The following is a 19666-nucleotide window of genomic DNA, read 5'->3' on the forward strand; positions in this document are numbered from 1 at the left end:
GAGCGGACCGTTGAAAGACTGGCACGCCGATCGGGCCCGGCTATCGCGGCTATAGGCCCAGATCGAGTTGCGACACATCCTGCTTACGTGCGCGTCGTTTGGGGGCACGGTCATTGACGAAGTGGCGCCCTGCCCCGCCATCTTTGCGGCTGGCGTGTCTTTCAACGATCTTGTCAGCCTCCGACCGGAAGGCATCCCCGCGACGCACGGCCCAAACCCGTTCGCGGGCCGCTTTTGCCGCTTTGGCGACATCGACGATGGGCGCGGGATAGCGTTTGCCGAGCAAGCGCGGCGCGCCCTCCCAATTCCACGGCGTCTGCAGATGCGCATCGGGCACATCGCGCAATTCGGGGCACCAGCGGCGGGTGAACGCACCCGTCGGATCCTGATCGCCACCCTGTTTGATCGGGTTGTAAATCCGCACCGTGTTCATCCCCGTCGTGCCCGATTGCATCTGCACCTGCGGCCAGTGGATGCCGGGTTCGTAATCGGTGAACATCCGCGCCAGATGCGGCCCGGTCACGCGCCAATCGAGCCAGAGGTGGTAAGACGCGACGGCCATCAGCATGGCGCGCATACGAAAATTCAGCCAGCCGGTCGCGATCAGGGATCGCATGCAGGCATCGACGAAAGGAATGCCCGTGTCTCCCGTTTCCCAAGCCGCCAGACGTATAGCATCGGGCTCAGTCGGGCGCAGACCCTCATAGGCGCTGTGCAGGCAGCGGGTTTCGATACTCGGCTGATCTTCGAGCTTTTGCATGAAATGATCGCGCCAGGCGAGCCGCGCCTCAAAGCTGCGCAGCGATCCGATCCAGCCATCGCGGGTGCCTTTCACCTCGACGCGCCGCGCCGACAGCGCGTGCACCGCCTCGCGGCTCGACACGGTGCCCCAGGCCAGGTGCGGCGATAGGCGCGAGCAGGCCGTCGCACCCTCCAGCGGCGAGGACATGGCCTTGCGGTAGCTCTGCCCACGCTCGGTCAGGAACCCACCGAGCAGGCTGAGCGCATGGGACCGCCCCCCGTGCTGGCGATCCGGACACGGATCGAATGCAAGGCCCAGATCCCGCGCATCGGGAAGCGCGCCCGGATCCGCGTGCAGGCCGCACAGGGCGGCGGGGATCGGCACCTGGTCTTGTCGCATCACGCCATCCCGCAGCTTGGACCACCCGTCGCGGCCCTTAAGGCGACGCACCACACCCATCTGCGGCAGCTCGGTCCAGGTAATCCCGGCGCCACGCGCCCAAGCCGCAACACGAAGGTCGCGCCCATAGCTCCACAAATTGCCGGTTTCCTCGTGGCTGATGATCTCGGTCAGCCCATGGGTGGAACATAGGTCGGCCAAGACAGCCTCTGCCGCACCGACCCGGACCACCAAAGGCGCCCCCAGGGCGGCAAGGTCGGTCCGTAGCCCGGCGAGGCTTTCGGCCACAAATCGCCATTGACGCGCACTGGCATCGGATTGCGCCCAAGCCTCAGGCTCCACGATGAAAACAGGCAAGACCGACCCGCCCCGCGCAGCGGCAAGCGCCAAGGCGGGATTGTCCTGCACACGCAGATCACGTTTGAACCAAACAAGAACATCGGCCATGGGCGAAGAGATAGCAGGCCCGATTGTCTCTGCAAGCGCGTCGTGCGGTTGCAGCCCCCGTGGCATCGACCTAGCTTTCGCCCACGCCCAACCTCCGGAGAGTTTTGATGAAAGACGCCACACCAGCCGCCCCACAGCCCGTCCGGCTGGCCGATTACACGCCCTATCCGTTTCGGATCGACGATGTGGCCCTGACCTTTCACCTGCATCCGACAGCCACGAAAGTTGTTTCAGTCCTGACGATCACGCCATTGGAGGCGGATCAACCGCTGGATCTGATGGGCGAAGGCCTGACCTTGCTGACGGATGCCGACGGCACCCCCCATCTCAAGATCGACGGAGCCCCGGTCGCCTTTGCGCCGCTTGACCCGGCGCTTCCGCCTTTTGCACAGGGCATTCGCATCGACGCCATCGACATACCCGACGGCCCCTTTCGCCTGACCAGCGAAGTCGAGATCAACCCCGAAGCCAATACCGCGTTGGAGGGGCTTTACATGTCCAAGGGTATGTATTGCACCCAATGCGAGGCCGAAGGGTTCCGAAAGATCACCTATTACCCCGACCGGCCCGATGTAATGGCGCCCTTCACCGTCACAATCGACAGCGATCTGCCGGTGCTGTTGTCCAACGGCAACCCGCAGGGCCATGGCAGCTGGCACGACCCACATCCCAAACCGGCCTATCTGTTTGCCCTTGTGGCGGGCGATCTGGTGGCCCATTCGGATCACTTCACCACAGCGTCGGGCAAGCCGGTGGAGCTCAACATCTGGGTGCGACCCGGCGATGAGGACAAATGTGCCTATGCGATGGATGCGCTGAAACGCTCCATGTGCTGGGACGAGACCGAATATGGCCGCGAATACGATCTGGACGTGTTCAACATCGTCGCGGTCGATGATTTCAACATGGGCGCGATGGAAAACAAGGGGCTGAACATCTTCAACTCCAAATACGTCCTGGCCTCGCCCGAAACCGCGACCGACCGCGATTATGCGTTTATCGAGGCCATCGTCGCCCATGAATATTTCCACAATTGGACCGGTAACCGCATTACCTGCCGCGATTGGTTCCAGCTTTGCCTGAAGGAGGGCCTGACCGTCTTTCGCGATCAGCAATTCAGCGGCAATATGCGCAGCGAACCGGTGGAGCGGATCAGCAACGTGCTGCAACTGCGCGCGCGGCAGTTCCGCGAAGATGCGGGCCCCCTCGCCCATAATGTGCGCCCCGAAAGCTATGTGGAGATCAACAATTTCTACACCGCGACGGTCTACGAAAAAGGCGCCGAGGTCATTCGGATGCTGCGGATCCTGCTGGGCGCCGACACCTACCGCGCGGGCGTCGATCTCTATTTCGACCGCCATGACGGCCAGGCCTGCACGATCGAGGATTGGCTGGCCTGTTTCGAAGAGGTCTCGGTCCGCGATCTGAGCCAGTTCAAGCGTTGGTACACCCAGGCGGGCACCCCGCTTGTCACCGCCCGTTGGGGCGTAGAGGGCGACGATTTTGTTCTGCGGCTGAGCCAGACGGTGCCCGAAACGCCCGGTCAGCCGCTCAAGGAGCCGATGGTGATTCCGATCCTCTTTGCCATCTATGACAGCGGCAAGGAGATTGTGCCCGAAACCCTTGCCGTGCTGGATGCGCCCGAAATGGTGCTGAGCTGGCCGATGGCTGATCTGGGTCATCCCGCCGATGCCACGCCGTCGCTGTTGCGCGGGTTCTCGGCGCCAGTGATCCTGGATGCGCCGATTTCGTTCGGACAGCTTTTGGCGCTGATGTCCGATGATGCCGATCCGTTCAATCGGTGGGAGGCCGGGCGCAGCGCGATGCGAGAAGAGCTGATGCGGATGATCGGCGGCGAAAGCGCCGTCTCTCCGGAATTGCTGAGCACGCTTGAAACCGTGCTGCGCGATACGTCTGTCGATCCGGCCTTTCGGGCGCTGATGCTTGCCCTGCCGTCGGAGGACGATCTGGCGCAGGCCTGTGTCGATGCGGGGCTCGTGCCCGATCCCGGCGTGATCCACACCAAGCGCCGCGCCATGCAGACCGCGATGGCCGGGGCGCTGGCCCCGGAACTGACCTGCCAATATGACGCGATGGCCCCGGCGGGCGCCTATAGCCCCGATGCCACCCAGGCGGCTCAGCGTAGCCTGTGCAATACCTGCCTTGTCTATCTGACCTTGGCCGAGGGGGCAGACCGCGCCCGCGCGCATTACGACAACGCGACCAACATGACCGACCAGATGGCGGCATTTGCTGCCCTGCTGGATGCGGGCGATCCCGACATCGCCGCCACATTCGAGCGCCAATGGTCCGGCGACCGGCTGGTGATGGACAAGTGGTTCATGGTGCAGATTACCCAGGCCGCGCCAGACGCCGCCGTGGGCCTGGCCGAGGCGCTGACCCAACACAACCTGTTCGATTGGAAAAACCCCAACCGCTTCCGCTCGGTCCTTGGCGGGCTGATCGCCAGCCCGGCGGCATTCCATGATCCTTCCGGTGCGGGCTACCGCTTCGTGGCCGATTGGCTGATCAAGATGGACAGCCTGAACCCGCAGACCGCCGCGCGCATGTCCACCGCTTTCGAGACGTGGCGCCGCTACGATGCCGACCGGCAGGCGCTGATCCAAACGGAACTCGCGCGGATTGCAGACCATGGCGACCTCAGCCGGGATCTGGGTGAGATGGTCGCGCGGATGCGGGGCTGACAGCCGCCCGCAGCTAGCGGATCAGGAAAGTCACGCCCCCCACCAGCCCGATTAGAACCGGCTGGTGCAGCAGATAGATGATCAGGCTGTGCTGGCCCGGCCAAGCCACCACACGCAGCGTGCGCGGCGGGGTATCATTGCCCAATCGCGCCCAGAGGCCCATCGCAGCCGCCGCCTTTGCTGCGGCAAGTCCCGCCAGAAACGGCGCGAACCAGGGGAAAATCGGCTCGTAATCCATCGTGGTGGGCGTGACGTTTTGCAGCCCGGTCCACCACCAGATCCGCGCATTGAACAGATCCGACGTCGCATAATCCGGCGCGTAGAACACCACAATTGCCAGTGCCGCGATCAAAAGCGCGGGCAAGCGCAGCACTGCGAGGCCCAACAGCGAACACAGCGCGATGGAATGTAGGATGCCGAAGAACACAAAGGCTTGTGGGAAGACCAGATAGGTGCCGATTGTCACCGCCAGGGCCGCCGCCAGCAAGATCGCCAGGCGTCGCCCAAAGGCGCGCCATCTGATCCCTTCGCCATGGGCCAGATAGAGGCTGACCCCCGCCAGGAACAGAAACGATCCCGCCGTGGTCACCGCCAGCGCACGCCAAAATCCAGTGGTCGCGGTCGATGGCGGCACATGGCCGAACATCTCCAGATCGAACACGAAATGAAACACAACCATCATGCACAGCGCAAGGCTGCGCACGATATCGAGCGCCGGTATACGCATCGTTCGGGGCCGCGGGATCGAGGTCGCTTCGCTCATGGCGGCACCCTAGCGGGCTTTTGCAGGCCGTCCATCGGCAAATGCACGGCAATGCGCCTGATGCATAAGCCCGCCCGCCACCCTATTCTTGGGAAAAGTGTTAAAGCATCGCTAAAACCCTTAAATGGTGCCAGATCCGCCGCCACCCCGCCGCTGGCTCACCGCATTCTGGGCACAATTCTCGGGCCTTCTGTCTGACATGGCTGATACATACGAATATGCAACCCGTCCCGGCAAACCAGGCCTCAGCGTGATCGCATTCACCGGCTTGGGCGCCCTCGCCGCCCTTTTGTGGCAACTCGTCCCCGGCTACGTGATCCTGCTGCTGATCCCGGCGCTTGCCATTTGCCTCTGGCAATTGACGCGCGTTCCAACCTACGGGATCAAAATGTCGGATCAGTCCTGGCATATCCTGGGGGGATATGACGACCTTGAGGTCCCGATCAGTCGCATTTCGCACCTGCAGATCCGTGAACGCGGCACCCTGCAGCGGATCAGCGTGATGATCGATGACGGGACCGAGATCCAATTGCCGATCGACAATCTGCCCGATCATGCTGGCTTGAAGCGCGAAGCGGAACAGCGCGGCATCCCGGTGCGCCACGCCGCTTAAACGGTTAAGGCGCAGCGGAGGCGCGTGGTTCAGGGCGTGGCATTGGCCGCGCCCCGACCGTGTCCCGAGCCAACCCGGCAGGTCGCATCACAGGCCGCGTCGGCGGGCGACAATAATCCTGTCGCCGCACCCAGTTCCGCATTTCTTCGCGTTTGCGGCTGGAATGGAACGGCCCCCAATCCGCGGCCACACCTTCCATGCCTTCGGACACGACGCCGTCGCGCGGGACGGTCAAGGCCATGATCCGGATGCCACAGCGCAGATTGGCAGGACCATTCAGCAAGGCCTGCCCGCTGCGCACGTCGCAATTGCGCCACCGCGCGGTGCCCGGCGCGATCTGCACCAGACCGAACCATTGCCCGCCACCGCCCACCGCGTTTTGGTTATGGGTGCTCTCATGCCAGGCGAGAACCGAAACCAGCCCGGTCCAGAATGCCGCGCGTTGGGCCGGTGCAGCGCTCAGATAGCCGGGGCACCAGGTGCGGATATCACGCGGCTCCACCTCCAAAAGGGGCGCGCCGGGCCCCCGTAGGGCCGCCAGCACCGCCGTGGTCCAGCGCCGGCCCTCCGGGTGATTGTCCCATCGCGCGGTCGGCACCGCCCAGGTATCGCGCAAGGTCGGGCGGGGGCTGAGCGCCGGGGCCAGTTCGCTTCCTTGAGGCATGTCTTCTGGTGCGTACGGCCGCTGCAACGCTACCGGCAAAGCTGCGACAAGCGCCTCATCCGGCAGAAGATCCGGCTCGATCGCCGGGTCGATGTCAGGCACCATATCGGGCGCCACATCCGCATCGATCGCGCCAGAGGTCACGTCCACATCATCCGACGCTTGTGCCATAACCGGCACCGTCTGCATCGCCGCCACCCATAGGCCCAGCGCGAGGGCAGTCACGCGACGCCCGGCCGGCATCTTAATGATCCCCCAGGATCATCAATCAGCCTGCGCAATAGGGTTGGGACGAGATCCAATTGCGCATCTCTTCGCGCTTTTGGGCCTGCACAAATGGCCCCCAATCCGCGGCCACACCGCCGCGCCCTGCCGCCACCACGCCGTCGCGCGGCACCGTCTGCGCCCAGATGCGCATCGCGCATGAGATATTGGCCGACCCGTCGGTCAGAGCCGCGCCGCTGGTGGCGTCGCATCCATAATAGCGCGCCGTAGCCGGGCTGATTTGCACCAGGCCGAACCAGCGTCCACCGCCACCCACGGCCTCCGGGTTCCAGGTACTTTCATGGCGCGCCAAGGCAGACATCAGACCAACCCAGAAGGCCTCGCGATCCTCTTCGGGCGCATCGGCATAGGCAGGACACCATTGCGCGATGTCGGAGGGCACGATTTCAGGCAATGTGGCGGCATGGGTGTCGAGCGCGGTAAAGGCCATCCGGGTCCATTCACCGGCCTCGGGCCGATGATCCCACCGCATGACCGGCACCGTGTCGGCCTCTGCCTGACCAAAGCGCGGAAAGCCCAGATCCCCCACCGCTCCGCAGGCCGCAACAGACAGAATCGCCACCGCCAAGGCGGTGCGCCTGATCAATCCAAACATATACATAACCATACAAATTGCAGACGCGGCACTGTTTCAGATGCGGTATACCCAAGGCAAGCCCCCCGGCCCTCTCGTAACCGGAAACAGCCCTTTTCCGCTCATGGAACTGCCATCTGCCCGGTTTCCCTTACCTGCAGCATGCGGTCGCCTTGCGTAAACTGACGGCAGACATCGCAGACAGGTCGTCGCTCTATGCCGTTCAACACCCCGTCAGACAGTACCGTATCCCGACCCAGCAGACAGTGCGGAACCGATGATAGGACCAATTGTATTTGACCTCCCGCAAGCTGCGGATGTAGCCACAAACTATTCACGCAACTCTCTTTGAACCGGACCTCACACATGCCTATCTTGATCGGCCTCGCCGCGCTAATTGGCGGCATTGTCTTTTGGCTCTATCGCGCCCGTGTGGCGGTGGATGTTGCCCATGATCTCGCCGATATGGCGGGCAGTTTGGCAGGGGCTGCGCGCCGTTTTGGCTTTCGCCGCCGCCACGATATGCATCCGGTCGATTGTATCGACGACAACACATTAGCCGCGGGATGCCTGACCGTCGCCTTTGCGGAACTGGGTGCCGCCCATACCGATGAAACCCGCGACAAACACCTGATCGCCCTGCAATCGCATTTCGCGATTTCCAAAGTCGAGGCAGAGGAGTTGTTGGTGATGGGCCATTGGATGGTCAATGAGTGCAACGGTCCCGCACCCGCCGTCACCCGGCTGGGCAAACGCCTGATGACGCTGACGGGCTCCCACGGGCTCGATGCGCCGCTCAACGTAATCAATGATGTGGCGCTTGCCATGGGCGGGTTGACCGATAGCCAGCGCGACGCACTGCACGATCTGCGCAATATCTTCCGCCGTTGAGGCACAAAAAAGGGCGGCCCAAGTCGGCGCCGCCCCTCTGTAATTGGCCCGAAGCGTCAGGCCGCGTCGCGATCATGTCGGCCCTCTTCGACCTCCTCGATGATTTTCGACACGAACGCCTCCAGGTCATCGGGGTTGCGGCTGGTGATGATGCCGTTCGAGATTGCCACCGCGCTGTCTTCCCATTTGGCGCCCGCATTGATCAGGTCGGTCTTGATCGAGTGATATGATGTCATCTCGCGGCCCTCGACCACGCCCGCTTCCACCAGCAACCATGGCGCGTGGCAGATTGCGGCAACGATCTTGCCGTCCTCCACAAAGCCCTTGATCAGCGCAACCGCCTTGTCATCCGTGCGCAGGATATCGGGGTTGATTTGCCCACCGGGCAGGACCAGAGCATCGTAATCAAAGCGGTTCACGTCATCCAAATGCAGATCGACCGGGATCGACGCGCCCCAATCGCCGCCGTCCCAACCGCGGATTTCTCCGTCCACCGGGCTGGCAACCTGGACATTGGCGCCGGTCGCACGCAGCTTTTGCAGCGGCACTTCCAGTTCGGATTGTTCAAACCCATGGGTCGACAGGATCAAAATCTTGGCGTGATTGATATTTGGCATATCGTGTTCCTTTCCTGAAACGGCGCCAGACGAATGTGTCCGGCATCGCAGGCTCAACGTCTGACCACGCGCCCTGTTCCAATCCGATTGGAAGTCTGTCGGAACTCCGGCGCCCTATCGGGTCCAGCCCCGGGCGCCGTCAGCCCCTTTGCCGCCTCACATGTTCAGATGCCATCGCCATGGCGCGCGGGCCAACGCGTCACCAGGCTGATCGAAAGCCCGCGCCGTGGCGTGCCCATGAGGCCGGCGGGTTCAAACGCTCAGCCGCCGCGATCGTCCACCCGATCGCATAGCCCTCTTGGTTCATGGGGTAGATCAACATCGCCTCGCGCGCCGCACCCCTGCGATGATCGTGGCAATCGCCGGGACCAACAGATCGTAGAACGGCTCAAAATCCAATTCTGCCACCGATCTCTTTCCACCGAATAGCTTTCGCAGCATCCCATTCTTCTTGCCGAAGCCGCGCCCATCCCATACACGCTATCGCGTTCAAACCGGAGGCCAAAGATGCTCGACCTGACCTACGACACCCCCAAACCCAAAGTGATCGCTGGCGCCAAGCAAGATTGGGAGCTTGTGATCGGGATGGAGGTGCACGCCCAGGTCGCCACCAACGCGAAACTGTTCTCCGGCGCCTCAACCACGTTCGGGGCCGAGCCCAATTCGAATGTTGCCTTCGTGGACGCGGGCATGCCGGGGATGCTACCGGTGATCAATGAGGCTTGCGTCGCGCAAGCCGTGCGCACCGGGCTGGGCTTGAAGGCCGAGATCCACCTGAATTCCGCCTTCGACCGCAAGAACTACTTCTACCCCGACCTGCCCCAGGGCTATCAGATCTCCCAGCTTTATCACCCCATCGTGGGCGAAGGCGAAGTGCTGGTGGAATTGGGTGACGGCACGGCCCGCATGGTCCGCATCGAGCGCATCCATCTGGAACAGGATGCGGGCAAGTCGATCCACGACATGGACCCGGCCCTGTCCTTCGTAGACCTCAACCGCACCGGTGTGGCCCTGATGGAGATCGTCAGCCGCCCCGATATTCGCGGGCCTGAAGAGGCCGCCGCCTATCTGCTGAAACTCCGCCAGATCATGCTCTACCTGGGCACCTGCGACGGCAATATGCAGAACGGCAATCTGCGCGCCGATGTCAATGTCTCGGTCTGCGCGCCGGGTCAGTATGAGAAATACCAGGCCACCCAGGATTTCAGCCATCTTGGCACGCGGTGCGAGATCAAGAACATGAACTCCACACGCTTCATCCAGCAGGCCATCGAGGTCGAAGCCAAGCGCCAGATCGCGATCCTGGAATCCGGCGGGACAATCGATCAGGAAACCCGCCTCTACGATCCAGATAAGGGCGAGACGCGGTCCATGCGCTCCAAGGAAGAGGCGCATGATTACCGCTATTTCCCCGACCCCGACCTGCTGCCGCTGGAAATCGAACAGGCCTGGGTCGACGATATCGCCGCGCATCTGCCGGAACTGCCCGATGCCAAAAAGGCGCGCTTCATGGGTGACTTTGGCCTGGCCGATTACGACGCGTCCGTCCTAACCGCGGACCTTGATGCCGCCGGCTATTTCGAGGCGGTCGCCGCCGATACCAATGGCAAACTGGCCGCCAATTGGGTGATCAACGAGCTGTTCGGGCGTCTTAAGAAAGATGAACGCGGGATCGAAGACAGCCCCGTCGCGCCCGCTCAGCTTGCCGCGCTGATCAAGCTGATCGAGGCCGACACCATCTCCGGCAAAATCGCCAAAGATGTGTTCGAGATATGCTACACAACCGGCCGCGATCCCGAGGAAATCGTGGAAACCGAGGGCATGAAGCAGGTCACCGATACCGGCGCCATCGAAGCCGCCGTGGACGAGATCATCGCCGCCAATCCCGATCAGGTCGAAAAGGCCAAACAGAACCCCAAACTCGCCGGTTGGTTTGTCGGTCAGGTGATGAAGGCAACCGGCGGCAAGGCGAACCCCAAAGCCGTCAATCAGCTTGTGTCGCAAAAACTTGCTGAGTGAGCGGCACCCCGCCGCAACCCGGTGATCCGCCTGTCTCCACACGGGATGGCGGGCGGGGCGATGGCGTCAGCCGAGCGTCGTCCCCGACATCACCAGTCAAATCTCGCCGACCTGACCGGACCGCACGCGCGGGCTCTTCGCCGACCACCCGCACGCTGATACCGTCCAGCCATGATTACCGTCGAATACAGCTCCCCGCTTTCCGATACCCGCCGCGCGGTTTTTGATGCTGCCGCCGCCAAGTGGAACGATGTGCTCAATACCGACTTCCCGGAGGTCGACCTGAACGGCACCCCGGAAACCGGGATCCTGATCGAAGCCTCCGTCACCGATATCGACGGACCCGGCGGCGTATTGGGCCAGGCCGGGCCGACCCATCTGCGCCCCGACACCCGCCTGCCCGCCCGTGGCATCATGCAATTCGACGAAGCCGACCTGGAAAATCTGGAAAGCCAAGGCAGTTTCGCCGATGTGATCTTGCACGAAATGGCCCATGTGCTGGGCTTCGGCACGCTCTGGGACAGCTTCAGCCTCATCTCGGGTTCGGGTTCGATGAACCCGGAATTCATCGGCACAAGCGCCGTGCGCGAATACCGCACGCTCGCGGGCACCGACGCGCCTCGCGGTGTACCCATCGCCAATACCGGCGGCCCCGGGACGCGCGAGGGGCATTGGCGCGAGCTTGTCTTCGGAGATGAGCTGTTGACAGGTTTTCTGTCCGGCATCGACCGCCCCCTCAGCCGCCTGTCGCTCGCATCCTTCGAAGATATGGGCTACGGCGTCGACTACAATCGCGCCGACCCCTTCACTCTTCCCGAATTCCGCGACCTCGCCAGCATGGGCATCACCGAAGCCGTCCGCATCTGCGATCTCTGTCGCATGGGCCGCCCTGAACCGGTTATGCTCGATTAGAACTACCATTCTAGGGCGCCGACGGCATTCACGCTGACCACGCCCGCAACGCGCATGGCTCTGCAGAAATGAAATCCGCCAGGCTATAGGCCCAGAACGGATTTCACCGAACCCGCCGGGCTGAAAGACCAATCGATCGGATTGTTCTCCAAAAGGAAGATGATCGAATTACCTGCCGTGAATCCGATTGAGTCGAGACGGGTTCGAACATCCTTGAAAAGGGCCTCTTTCTGCTCATCCGTCCTTCCGTCGAGCAAAGCAATCTCGATCACGATGGTCGCCTCCGGATCGCGCTCTCCCAGGAATGTTGGATGAAGCAGGATGTCATCCGGATGATATCTTGCGACCAAGCAGAAGTGATCATCGGGGTTAACCCCGCATGTCTCAACGAGACTTTCGTGGAGTTCCTCGTTGATCGCTCGGCAGGTTTTGGCGGGCAAGCTTTGCGGCACGTGTAGTTTATTAAATGGCAAAAAGATCAGTCTCCAGGCGTTGCGTTGGTGGACACAGGACAATGATACGCGCGTGTCGATCACGCGAGGTCGATATTCGACCGAGGCTTTCCATTGCACATTCGGCGCCCTCACACCACGGGTAACGCAGCTTGCGGCTCAGTATGGCGCGCCGTCTCTACACCTCGCTCTCATCGGATCGAGTGGGCCGCAGGTCGGTCGCCCTGGCGAAACAGGGCACGCCACAAGGACTTTCAGGTTGCCCGCGGCGCTCAGCCACCCAGCATTGGGCGCTTTGGTCCGCTTTTTCCAATTCACCGCGAATAATACAGCTTTCCCAAGCGTAACCCTAGCACAGTCGGTCACGCAGTCCCGCGCCGACACCCGCCCCATTGAAGATCCCCCAGGCCACGGCCTGTTCCCTGTTGTAAATGAAAGGAAATTTTATGTCTGACCCATTCAAAATCGTCGGTGACCGCGTCGCCCGCGCCTCTGAAAAGAACTTCCCGCATTTCGGCACCTATACTTGGAAAGAGTCCAAATCCAACATGCGCATCCGGGAACAGGAATTGACCTTTGGCGAAGTTTTGCCCGGCGACATCACACCTATCACACTGAAACGATCCGAATTCATCAACAACACGTCGGTCCAGAACTCTCAGGTCTTTGCCGTCGAAGAGACCACGACCGAAAGCTACACCACCAGCGTCGAAAAAGCACTTGAGCTTGGCACCGAGTTTGAAGCCGACATCCCCTTTGTCGGCGGCACAAAGAACTCCATTAGGATCAGCACCAAAAAGACCAACTCTCAAACCCAAACCGAAGCCCATAAATGGAGCTATCAGAGCACCATCTTCGTGCCGCCGCGCCGGAAGATCGTCACCTCGTTCATCGTGAACGAAGCCACCTTTAATGCGCCGTTCAAGGTCAAGGCCGTCGTGCGCGGCAAAGTCTATGTGAGAGCCAAATCATCGCGTAGCATCGTCACCGACGAGATCTCGAATCTGATCAACCGGTATGGCTGGCACCCAACGACCTTCCAGGTGAAAACCAAGGGCCGACTGGATGCGGTTATCGGACAAGACTTTGTTGTCACTGTCGATGAATATGAACTCGATGACACCCCCGTCTTCAAAGGCCGCGTCCTCGCGCGTGGGCACTTAGACGAAACCGGCCAAACGGTTCTGCGCGAGTTCCAATCCCAACCCGAACCCGCATAAGACGATCCCAAGATGATGCACCTTCCGCCCTTTTGGGGGCCGAGGACAACATTTAGAGTTCTGGAACCCGAGGCGGAAGCAAACACCGCCCGAAGGAGCCTCGGGAGCGGTCGCGGATATCTGCCAAGGTTCCGCGGCCCGTTCTAACCAAATCGCACCATAACTTGCCTAAGCCCGCTTGGTGTGCGCAAATCACTTATACTTGTACTGTGCACAACCGGTGTACACATGTCACACCCCTTGCCTCCGCCCCCCTGACCCGGCCATAACCACTCCAAAATCGAGAGGCCCGGCATGCCCCAATACGAATACAAAGTCGTCCCCGCCCCCGAAAAGATTCGCCGTCAGCGCGGATTGAAGGGCCCTGCGCTCTTCGCCCATGCGATGGAAGATCTGATGAACGACCTCGCCGCCGATGGCTGGTCGTATCTGCGCGCCGATACCCTTCCACAGGAAGAGCGCAGCGGGTTGACATCGAAGACAACGACGTTCCGCAACCTGCTGGTATTTCAACGTGAAATCCCGACCGAGCCATATGTCGCGCCGCAAATGCAGCCCCCGGTTGTTGCCACGCGCGAACCCGAGCCTGTCGCAGCCGCCGAGACGGCCCCGGCCCCGTCCGAGCCTCAAACTCAGCCGGACCCCGAGGCCGAACCTCAGCCGCAGCGTGAGCGCGATGATGCCGAGGAGTCGCCGCTTTTCAGCGCGTTGCGCGCCACCCGCGAAAGCCGGGTCGCCCCCGCCGCGGAGGACGGCAAGCCGCTATTCCCGAATCGTCAGGGCGAGCGCGTGGATCTCTGACATCAGGTCAGGCCCCAGCGCGCCATGCACCGCCCGGTGCCGCGCGATACGGCTGAGCCCGGCAAAAGCCTCGCTTTCGAGCGTGATCCGGAAATGGCTTTCGCCGCCCTCCTGAAAGCCCGCATGGCCCCGGTGGGCCTCGCTCTCATCGACGACCTCCAACAGCCGCGGCGCGAAGGCACCCTGCAAGGCTGTTTCAATTTTCTGCGTGCGCGTCATCTTTTCCCCCGCTTTTCGCATGTCAATCCCTTCCCCTCAGCCGTCAAAACCCTAAACTCACTGCTCCGAGTCGAGAAGGGCGAGCACATGGCCGAGAAAGACCCGTTCAATTTCGATCTCCGCGTGTCGACGGATAAGAAAAAGCGCCGCACGGGACGGCGCGGTATGTCTGGCGCGTTCGAGACATCTCAACGTAAGTGCGAAGCGCCGGGCTGTGAAGAGATCGGCCAGTATCGTGCGCCCAAAAGCCCCGACAATCTGGATGATTTCCATTGGTTTTGCCGTGACCATGTCAGGGAATATAATCTGAAATGGAACTTCTTCGAAGGCACCACCGAGGCCGAGATGGAGGCGCAGCTCGATCGTGACCGCGTCTGGGATCGGCCCACCAAGCCCTTCAAACAGACGGCCGAGGAACGCGCCTGGGCCCGGCTGGGCGTTGACGATCCGCATCAGGTGCTGGGCCAGAATGCGACGCAAAACCCGGGGCGCGGCGCGGGCTCCAAGGGGCGCCGCCTCCCGCCGACCGAACGCCGCGCCGTGGAAATCCTGGAAGTGCAGGACAACGCCACCAAGCCTGAGATCCGGAAAGCCTATAAAGCCCTGATCAAGGTGCTGCACCCCGATATGAATGGCGGCGACCGATCCGACGAAGACCGCTTGCAAGAGGTCGTCTGGGCCTGGGATCAACTCAAGGCCAGCCGCAACTTCGCAGATTGAATGCGTGGCGCAGTTTGCCGATGTCGACAGTGCAAGCTAATCGGTTGGCGTCTCACCCCTTGATTTTGAATGGATCCAGGTGATCTATGACAAACCTGGGTTCAAGATCGGATCAAGCGCGATCTACCGGACATGCCCGGTACTATTGCGGATGACAGCCTGGAGGCTGGTGGGTTTTCGGCGACCAGCCGGGCGGCCATCCCAAAGCGATCCAGGACGATGTGGCGCTTGACCGGTTCGACGCGGGGCAACCGCATTTGCATCCGGTCACACTGCCTGAACAAAACAGCGGTTAGGCCCCGTACCGCTGGGGTCATTTGCTTAGCATTGCCAAGGAAAGCTATAGCAGCACCTTCCCGTCCGGTTGAGAAGACGACGATCTCTCATTGGAGCTAAGCCCTTGATGGCCCCACCGATTGCGCATAGCCAGCGCCCATGAGCCATACCGTCACCACCTTGATCCTCGGCGCGGGCGCTGCGGGGCTGATGTGCGCCGCCCATGCAGGGGCCGATACACTGGTTGTGGATCACGCCAAGGCGCCCGGCGAAAAGATCCGCATTTCGGGCGGCGGGCGGTGTAATTTCACCAATCTTCACACCGGTCCTGATAACTTTCTCAGCGAAAACAAACATTTCGCGAAATCCGCGCTCAGCCGTTACACGCAATGGGATTTCATCGATCTGGTCGACCGACATGGTATCACCTGGCATGAGAAGACGCTGGGACAATTGTTCTGTGACAATTCGGCGAAAGACATCATCGCGATGCTGTTGGCCGAGGCGAACAACGCGGAGCTATGGCTGCGCACGGAGGTCGGCGAAATCACCCATCGCGATGGGCTGTTTCATGTGGCGCTGACCCGCGAAGGCGCGGCGCGCCCTGTGACAGCGCACAATCTGGTTCTGGCAACGGGCGGCAAATCGATCCCGAAGATGGGGGCGACGGGCCTCGCCTACCGCGTGGCGGCGCAGTTCGGGCATCGCCTGACCGAGACGCGCCCGGCCCTGGTGCCGCTCACCTTTGACGGCGCGGCGAAGGCGCAATTCGCCGCTCTGTCCGGCATGTCGGTGCCCGCGCGGGTCGCCTGCAACGGCACCAGTTTCGACGAGGGTATGCTGTTTACCCATCGCGGGCTGTCAGGGCCATCGATCCTGCAGATCTCATCCTATTGGCGCGAGGGCGATAGCCTCGCCCTTAATCTGCGCCCCGATCTGGACCTGTTTTCTTATCTGCGCGCTAGGCGGGCCGAGAGTGGCGCGAAAGGCCTGACCACCTTGCTGGCAGAGGTTCTACCGAAAGGCCTGGTGCAGCATCTGGCCGAGGCCTGGCACCTGACGGGCAATTTGGCCGATCAATCCGACGCCGCCTTGCGCGATCTGGTGGCGCGGCTGACGGGCTGGCAGGTGACGCCCACCTCGTCGGAAGGCTACCGGACGGCCGAGGTGACTTTGGGGGGTATCGCGACCGATGGTTTGTCGTCGAAGACGATGGAAAGCACGCATTTGCCGGGGCTCTATGCGATTGGCGAGGCGGTGGATGTGACGGGGTGGCTCGGCGGTTACAATTTCCAATGGGCTTGGAGTTCGGGCGTCGCGGCAGGGCGCGCCATCGCAGCACGCTGAGGCTCCCCTTGGCAAAAATGACAGCATTCCGACAGGGGCTCAGTCATTTCACCGACGCGCGCGCCACGCCTCACCCGCGCCAGAACGTGGCGGTGAACAGGACCAGCACCGCCATCAACTCCAGCCGACCGATCAACATCGCCGCCGACAGGATCCATTTGGCGGTATCATTGTCGCCCAAATTTGCGAAATTGCCGGATGGTCCGATCAGATCGCCTAGACCCGGGCCGATATTGCCCAAAGCCGTCGCGGCGCCCGACACAGATGTAACCACATCCAGCCCCGTCAGCCCCAGCAACACCGCCGTAATGCCCAGCGTCACAAAGAACAGAACGAAAAACGCCATCACCGAAGAGATCACTTCCTCGTCCACCGGCCGGCCCTCAAAACGCGGCTCAAAAATGCCGTGGGGCGCATAAAGCCGGCGGACCTGGGTGGAGATCGCCGCAAACAACAGCTGATATCGAAACACTTTGATCGAACAGCTGGTGGAGCCCGCGCAGCCACCGATCAAACCGATAAAGAAAAAGGCCGCGGGCACGACCGGCCCCCAGGCCTCGTAATCGGTGCTGGCATAGCCGGTGCCCGAGATGATCGAGGTCACGTTGAACAGCCCCTCGCGGAACCCATCGCTGACATCATCGCCATTCACAGTCATCCGGTAGAGCGTGAAGGACAGGGTCAGGATCAGGATCGTCGCGAAATAGGTGCGGATCTGGCTGTCACGCAGGATCGGTTGTGCGGTGCCCGCCACCAGTTGGATGTAGCGTACGAAAGGCAGGCTCGCCAGCAGCATGAAGACCACCGCTACATACTCCGTGGGGCCCTGAAACGCGCCGAACGATGCATCATAGTTCGAAAACCCACCCGTCGAGATCGTGGTCAACGCATGCATCAGCGCATCGAAGGGCGCCATGCCAAGCGCCAGATAGGCTAAGCCGCACAGCACCGTCAGCGCCAGATAGATCACCGAGATCCGGCTGGCGATCTCACCAGCGCGGGGCAGGATTTTGCCCATTGTGTCGAAGGCTTCCGAGCGAAAAATCTGCATGCCCCCAACGCGGAGTTCCGGCAGAAACACCATGGCGACCACGATGATCCCGATGCCTCCGAACCATTGCATCAGGCCGCGCCACAGGTTCAGCCCCGCCGGAAGCGTATCGAGCCCCGTCAGCACCGTGGAGCCGGTGGTCGTCATGCCCGACATTGCCTCGAACACCGCATCGACGAACCGCGCGCCCTGTCCCGGCCCCATCGCATCGCCCAACATGAATGGCAGGGCACCGAAGAGCGGCAGGACAAGCCACACGCCCGTGGTCAGGAAAAAGGTCTGCTGGATCGACAGGCCCTGACTGACGCCATTGGCGCAGGCCAATGTCATAAACAGGCCCGTCATGCTGGTTAGCGCCGCGGCCTCGGCAAACGCGCCCCAATGGCCGTTGCCAGCCACCAGATCGGCGCCCATCGGGATCAGCATCGTGATCCCAAGGGTCATCGTCAAAAGGCCAAGGACGTAGCCCACCGGGCGAAAGTCAAACATAAGGCGGAGCGTTGGCGCGCCGCGGCTTGGCTGTCAAGGAGCGGGCCGCGGCATTGGCCCAGATGGGATCGGATCAATGATCAGGTGTTGCGACGGCTTTACATTGGTGCATCACCGGCACAGATCGCTGAAGACCAACACGCTGACCAATCCAGAGATCACAAACATCGCGCGACCCCAATCCAGCCTATAATGCAAAAGCCCCCGCTCCACGGGGACTTTTGCGTAATTTCGGATACTTATGGCGCAATCTTAAGTCGGCGCATTAGCCGACATGGATCATCGACGGGAATAGACGCGGATCGAGAGACACCTCTGCGAAGGTCTCACCCTCGGTTAACAGGCTGACCGCATCGTGACTGTGCAAGCTTTCCTGATGGCTCGCCATCACGCGGAAATCGCCGACACGGGCGTCGGCCATCAATTGTTCCGCAAACAACCGCGCCGCGTCTTCGACGAAGATCGGGTTCGCCGCATTCAACTCGGCAAAGGCCTGTTCGTCTTCGCGTTTGACCATGACTTGTGTTTCGGTCGGCACGCCATCGCGGGCCATCTCAATAAGGTCTTCGAACCACAGATCGCCCTCGCCCGACAACTCCACAGAAATCCGCGCAACCGAGCGCTGCGAATGCGGCGTCGCCAATTGCCCCCGGGTGGCACGGGCATGTTCGGACAGTTCCAAAGAGCATGGGCAGGTGGAAGAATAGACGTAATCCAGATGCACGATCCGCTGCCGCACACCGTCCCGTTCCACCAATTCCAGAGCAATATCGTAATATTGCCAGCCAGAGAGGCCCGAGCGCAGGCTGTCCACCATCATTGGATAGCTTAGGCGCATCTGAATGCGCGCATCAAAGCTGTCCAAATCAGCTTTGTAATCATCTAAGGCTGCTTCGATCACGTCGAAACCAAACCGCATATCGGCATGCTTGTAGAAAGACCGCATGATGCGGCTCATGTTGATGCCCTTCTTATCAGCCTCCAGGCTGACCGTGCCGGTCACCGAGGTTTCCAGCATCGTCTCACCGCCGCCGCGCACCGAATAGCGGATCGGCAGGCGGAAATTCGAAATCCCCACATGCTGGATACGCCGATTGGCGCCCTGGATCAGGCTGGCCGGGCCATTCTGCAAATCGGGCAGACCGGCCTTATAGGCGGCATCCACCTTGAAGTCGGTGGGATAGTCACGTCGGAAGTCTGGATAATCGGCCTGTCGAACCAGCCGCGCAACTCCCGGCGTCAGCGCTGCCATCTGATCATGCGTTGCGCCCTCGGCCCATTGGGTCAGCAGCGCCAGCGCCGCTTCGACTTGGCTTTCGGTTGGTTCTTCCGTGGCGGTCTTAACATGCATGTTCATGCGCCACCCCCTTTTCCCTAAGCGAGGCAGACCCCGATGGCCCGCCTTCCTGTCCACACCCCAGGATATGGCGCGATGCACGCAGATCCCAAGACTTGTCTTT

General features: G+C 61.6%; 19 protein-coding genes. 9 read left to right on the top strand and 10 right to left on the bottom strand.

All coding sequences use genetic code 11. The features are described 5' to 3' along the window. Nucleotides 1–49: 49 nt before the first annotated feature. Complete coding sequence (locus V8J82_RS17890; protein WP_339977247.1) at nucleotides 50–1588, bottom strand: FAD-binding domain-containing protein; 1539 nt, start codon at nucleotides 1586–1588, stop codon at nucleotides 50–52. 107 nt (nucleotides 1589–1695) lie between these two features. On the opposite strand from V8J82_RS17890, the gene pepN reads away from it, so the two are divergent. After that, nucleotides 1696–4293 (top strand): aminopeptidase N, encoded by a 2598-nt coding sequence (gene pepN, locus V8J82_RS17895; protein ID WP_339977249.1) that lies wholly within the window; start codon nucleotides 1696–1698, stop codon nucleotides 4291–4293. 13 nt (nucleotides 4294–4306) lie between these two features. Here pepN and V8J82_RS17900 read toward each other — a convergent pair whose 3' ends face one another. Further along, nucleotides 4307–5056 carry a heparan-alpha-glucosaminide N-acetyltransferase gene (locus tag V8J82_RS17900; protein ID WP_339977250.1) on the bottom strand — a complete coding sequence of 250 codons (750 nt, stop codon included), beginning with the start codon at nucleotides 5054–5056 and terminating at the stop codon, nucleotides 4307–4309. Between the two features lie 199 nt (nucleotides 5057–5255). On the opposite strand from V8J82_RS17900, the gene V8J82_RS17905 reads away from it, so the two are divergent. Beyond that, nucleotides 5256–5669 carry a hypothetical protein gene (locus tag V8J82_RS17905; RefSeq protein WP_339977252.1) on the top strand — a complete coding sequence of 138 codons (414 nt, stop codon included), beginning with the start codon at nucleotides 5256–5258 and terminating at the stop codon, nucleotides 5667–5669. A 4-nt stretch (nucleotides 5670–5673) separates the two neighbouring features. On the opposite strand, the gene V8J82_RS17910 is transcribed toward V8J82_RS17905, so the two are convergent. Then, nucleotides 5674–6576 (bottom strand): transglycosylase SLT domain-containing protein, encoded by a 903-nt coding sequence (locus tag V8J82_RS17910; protein ID WP_339977255.1) that lies wholly within the window; start codon nucleotides 6574–6576, stop codon nucleotides 5674–5676. 25 nt (nucleotides 6577–6601) lie between these two features. After that, complete coding sequence (locus V8J82_RS17915) at nucleotides 6602–7213, bottom strand: transglycosylase SLT domain-containing protein (RefSeq protein WP_339977257.1); 612 nt, start codon at nucleotides 7211–7213, stop codon at nucleotides 6602–6604. Between the two features lie 345 nt (nucleotides 7214–7558). Between V8J82_RS17915 and V8J82_RS17920 the strand changes: the two genes are divergently transcribed. Further along, a complete protein-coding gene (locus V8J82_RS17920; RefSeq protein ID WP_339977259.1) occupies nucleotides 7559–8083 on the top strand; it encodes a hypothetical protein in 525 nt (174 codons plus the stop codon). Nucleotides 8084–8139: 56 nt separating this feature from the next. Here V8J82_RS17920 and V8J82_RS17925 read toward each other — a convergent pair whose 3' ends face one another. Then, nucleotides 8140–8700, bottom strand: a complete 561-nt coding sequence (locus V8J82_RS17925; protein WP_339977261.1) for a type 1 glutamine amidotransferase domain-containing protein — start codon at nucleotides 8698–8700, stop codon at nucleotides 8140–8142. Between the two features lie 199 nt (nucleotides 8701–8899). Then, on the bottom strand, nucleotides 8900–9022 hold the full coding sequence (locus V8J82_RS17930; RefSeq protein WP_339977263.1) for a hypothetical protein: 123 nt from the start codon (nucleotides 9020–9022) through the stop codon (nucleotides 8900–8902). A gap of 185 nt (nucleotides 9023–9207) precedes the next feature. On the opposite strand from V8J82_RS17930, the gene gatB reads away from it, so the two are divergent. Both gatB and V8J82_RS17940 read left to right on the top strand, forming a co-directional pair. Further along, nucleotides 9208–10719 carry an Asp-tRNA(Asn)/Glu-tRNA(Gln) amidotransferase subunit GatB gene (gene gatB / locus V8J82_RS17935; RefSeq protein ID WP_339977265.1) on the top strand — a complete coding sequence of 504 codons (1512 nt, stop codon included), beginning with the start codon at nucleotides 9208–9210 and terminating at the stop codon, nucleotides 10717–10719. Between the two features lie 171 nt (nucleotides 10720–10890). Next, the gene (locus tag V8J82_RS17940) at nucleotides 10891–11631 is read left to right on the top strand and encodes a leishmanolysin-related zinc metalloendopeptidase (protein WP_339977267.1); all 741 of its coding nucleotides are present in this window, start codon (nucleotides 10891–10893) and stop codon (nucleotides 11629–11631) included. A gap of 83 nt (nucleotides 11632–11714) precedes the next feature. Here V8J82_RS17940 and V8J82_RS17945 read toward each other — a convergent pair whose 3' ends face one another. Then, on the bottom strand, nucleotides 11715–12167 hold the full coding sequence (locus V8J82_RS17945) for a tautomerase family protein (RefSeq protein WP_339977269.1): 453 nt from the start codon (nucleotides 12165–12167) through the stop codon (nucleotides 11715–11717). Nucleotides 12168–12529: 362 nt separating this feature from the next. On the opposite strand from V8J82_RS17945, the gene V8J82_RS17950 reads away from it, so the two are divergent. Both V8J82_RS17950 and V8J82_RS17955 read left to right on the top strand, forming a co-directional pair. Then, nucleotides 12530–13303, top strand: a complete 774-nt coding sequence (locus V8J82_RS17950; RefSeq protein WP_339977271.1) for an ETX/MTX2 family pore-forming toxin — start codon at nucleotides 12530–12532, stop codon at nucleotides 13301–13303. A gap of 384 nt (nucleotides 13304–13687) precedes the next feature. Then, nucleotides 13688–14104: a DUF4177 domain-containing protein gene (locus tag V8J82_RS17955; RefSeq protein ID WP_339977273.1), complete on the top strand. Its 417-nt coding sequence runs from the start codon at nucleotides 13688–13690 to the stop codon at nucleotides 14102–14104. On the opposite strand, the gene V8J82_RS17960 is transcribed toward V8J82_RS17955, so the two are convergent. Beyond that, nucleotides 14066–14323: a BolA family protein gene (locus V8J82_RS17960; protein WP_339977275.1), complete on the bottom strand. Its 258-nt coding sequence runs from the start codon at nucleotides 14321–14323 to the stop codon at nucleotides 14066–14068. The genes V8J82_RS17955 and V8J82_RS17960 overlap by 39 nt on opposite strands. Before the next feature lie 87 nt (nucleotides 14324–14410). Here V8J82_RS17960 and V8J82_RS17965 point away from each other — a divergent pair, with 87 nt between their 5' ends. After that, nucleotides 14411–15043: a J domain-containing protein gene (locus V8J82_RS17965; RefSeq protein ID WP_339977277.1), complete on the top strand. Its 633-nt coding sequence runs from the start codon at nucleotides 14411–14413 to the stop codon at nucleotides 15041–15043. A 435-nt stretch (nucleotides 15044–15478) separates the two neighbouring features. Beyond that, nucleotides 15479–16666 (top strand): BaiN/RdsA family NAD(P)/FAD-dependent oxidoreductase, encoded by a 1188-nt coding sequence (locus tag V8J82_RS17970; RefSeq protein WP_339977279.1) that lies wholly within the window; start codon nucleotides 15479–15481, stop codon nucleotides 16664–16666. 70 nt (nucleotides 16667–16736) lie between these two features. On the opposite strand, the gene V8J82_RS17975 is transcribed toward V8J82_RS17970, so the two are convergent. Together V8J82_RS17975 and folE2 are read right to left on the bottom strand one after the other, a co-directional pair. Continuing rightward, nucleotides 16737–18206 carry a TrkH family potassium uptake protein gene (locus V8J82_RS17975; RefSeq protein ID WP_339977282.1) on the bottom strand — a complete coding sequence of 490 codons (1470 nt, stop codon included), beginning with the start codon at nucleotides 18204–18206 and terminating at the stop codon, nucleotides 16737–16739. Between the two features lie 265 nt (nucleotides 18207–18471). After that, nucleotides 18472–19563: a GTP cyclohydrolase FolE2 gene (gene folE2, locus V8J82_RS17980; RefSeq protein ID WP_339977284.1), complete on the bottom strand. Its 1092-nt coding sequence runs from the start codon at nucleotides 19561–19563 to the stop codon at nucleotides 18472–18474. Nucleotides 19564–19666 lie beyond the last annotated feature (103 nt).

The sequence above is a fragment of the Gymnodinialimonas mytili genome (assembly GCF_037544085.1).
Classification (GTDB): domain Bacteria; phylum Pseudomonadota; class Alphaproteobacteria; order Rhodobacterales; family Rhodobacteraceae; genus Gymnodinialimonas; species Gymnodinialimonas mytili.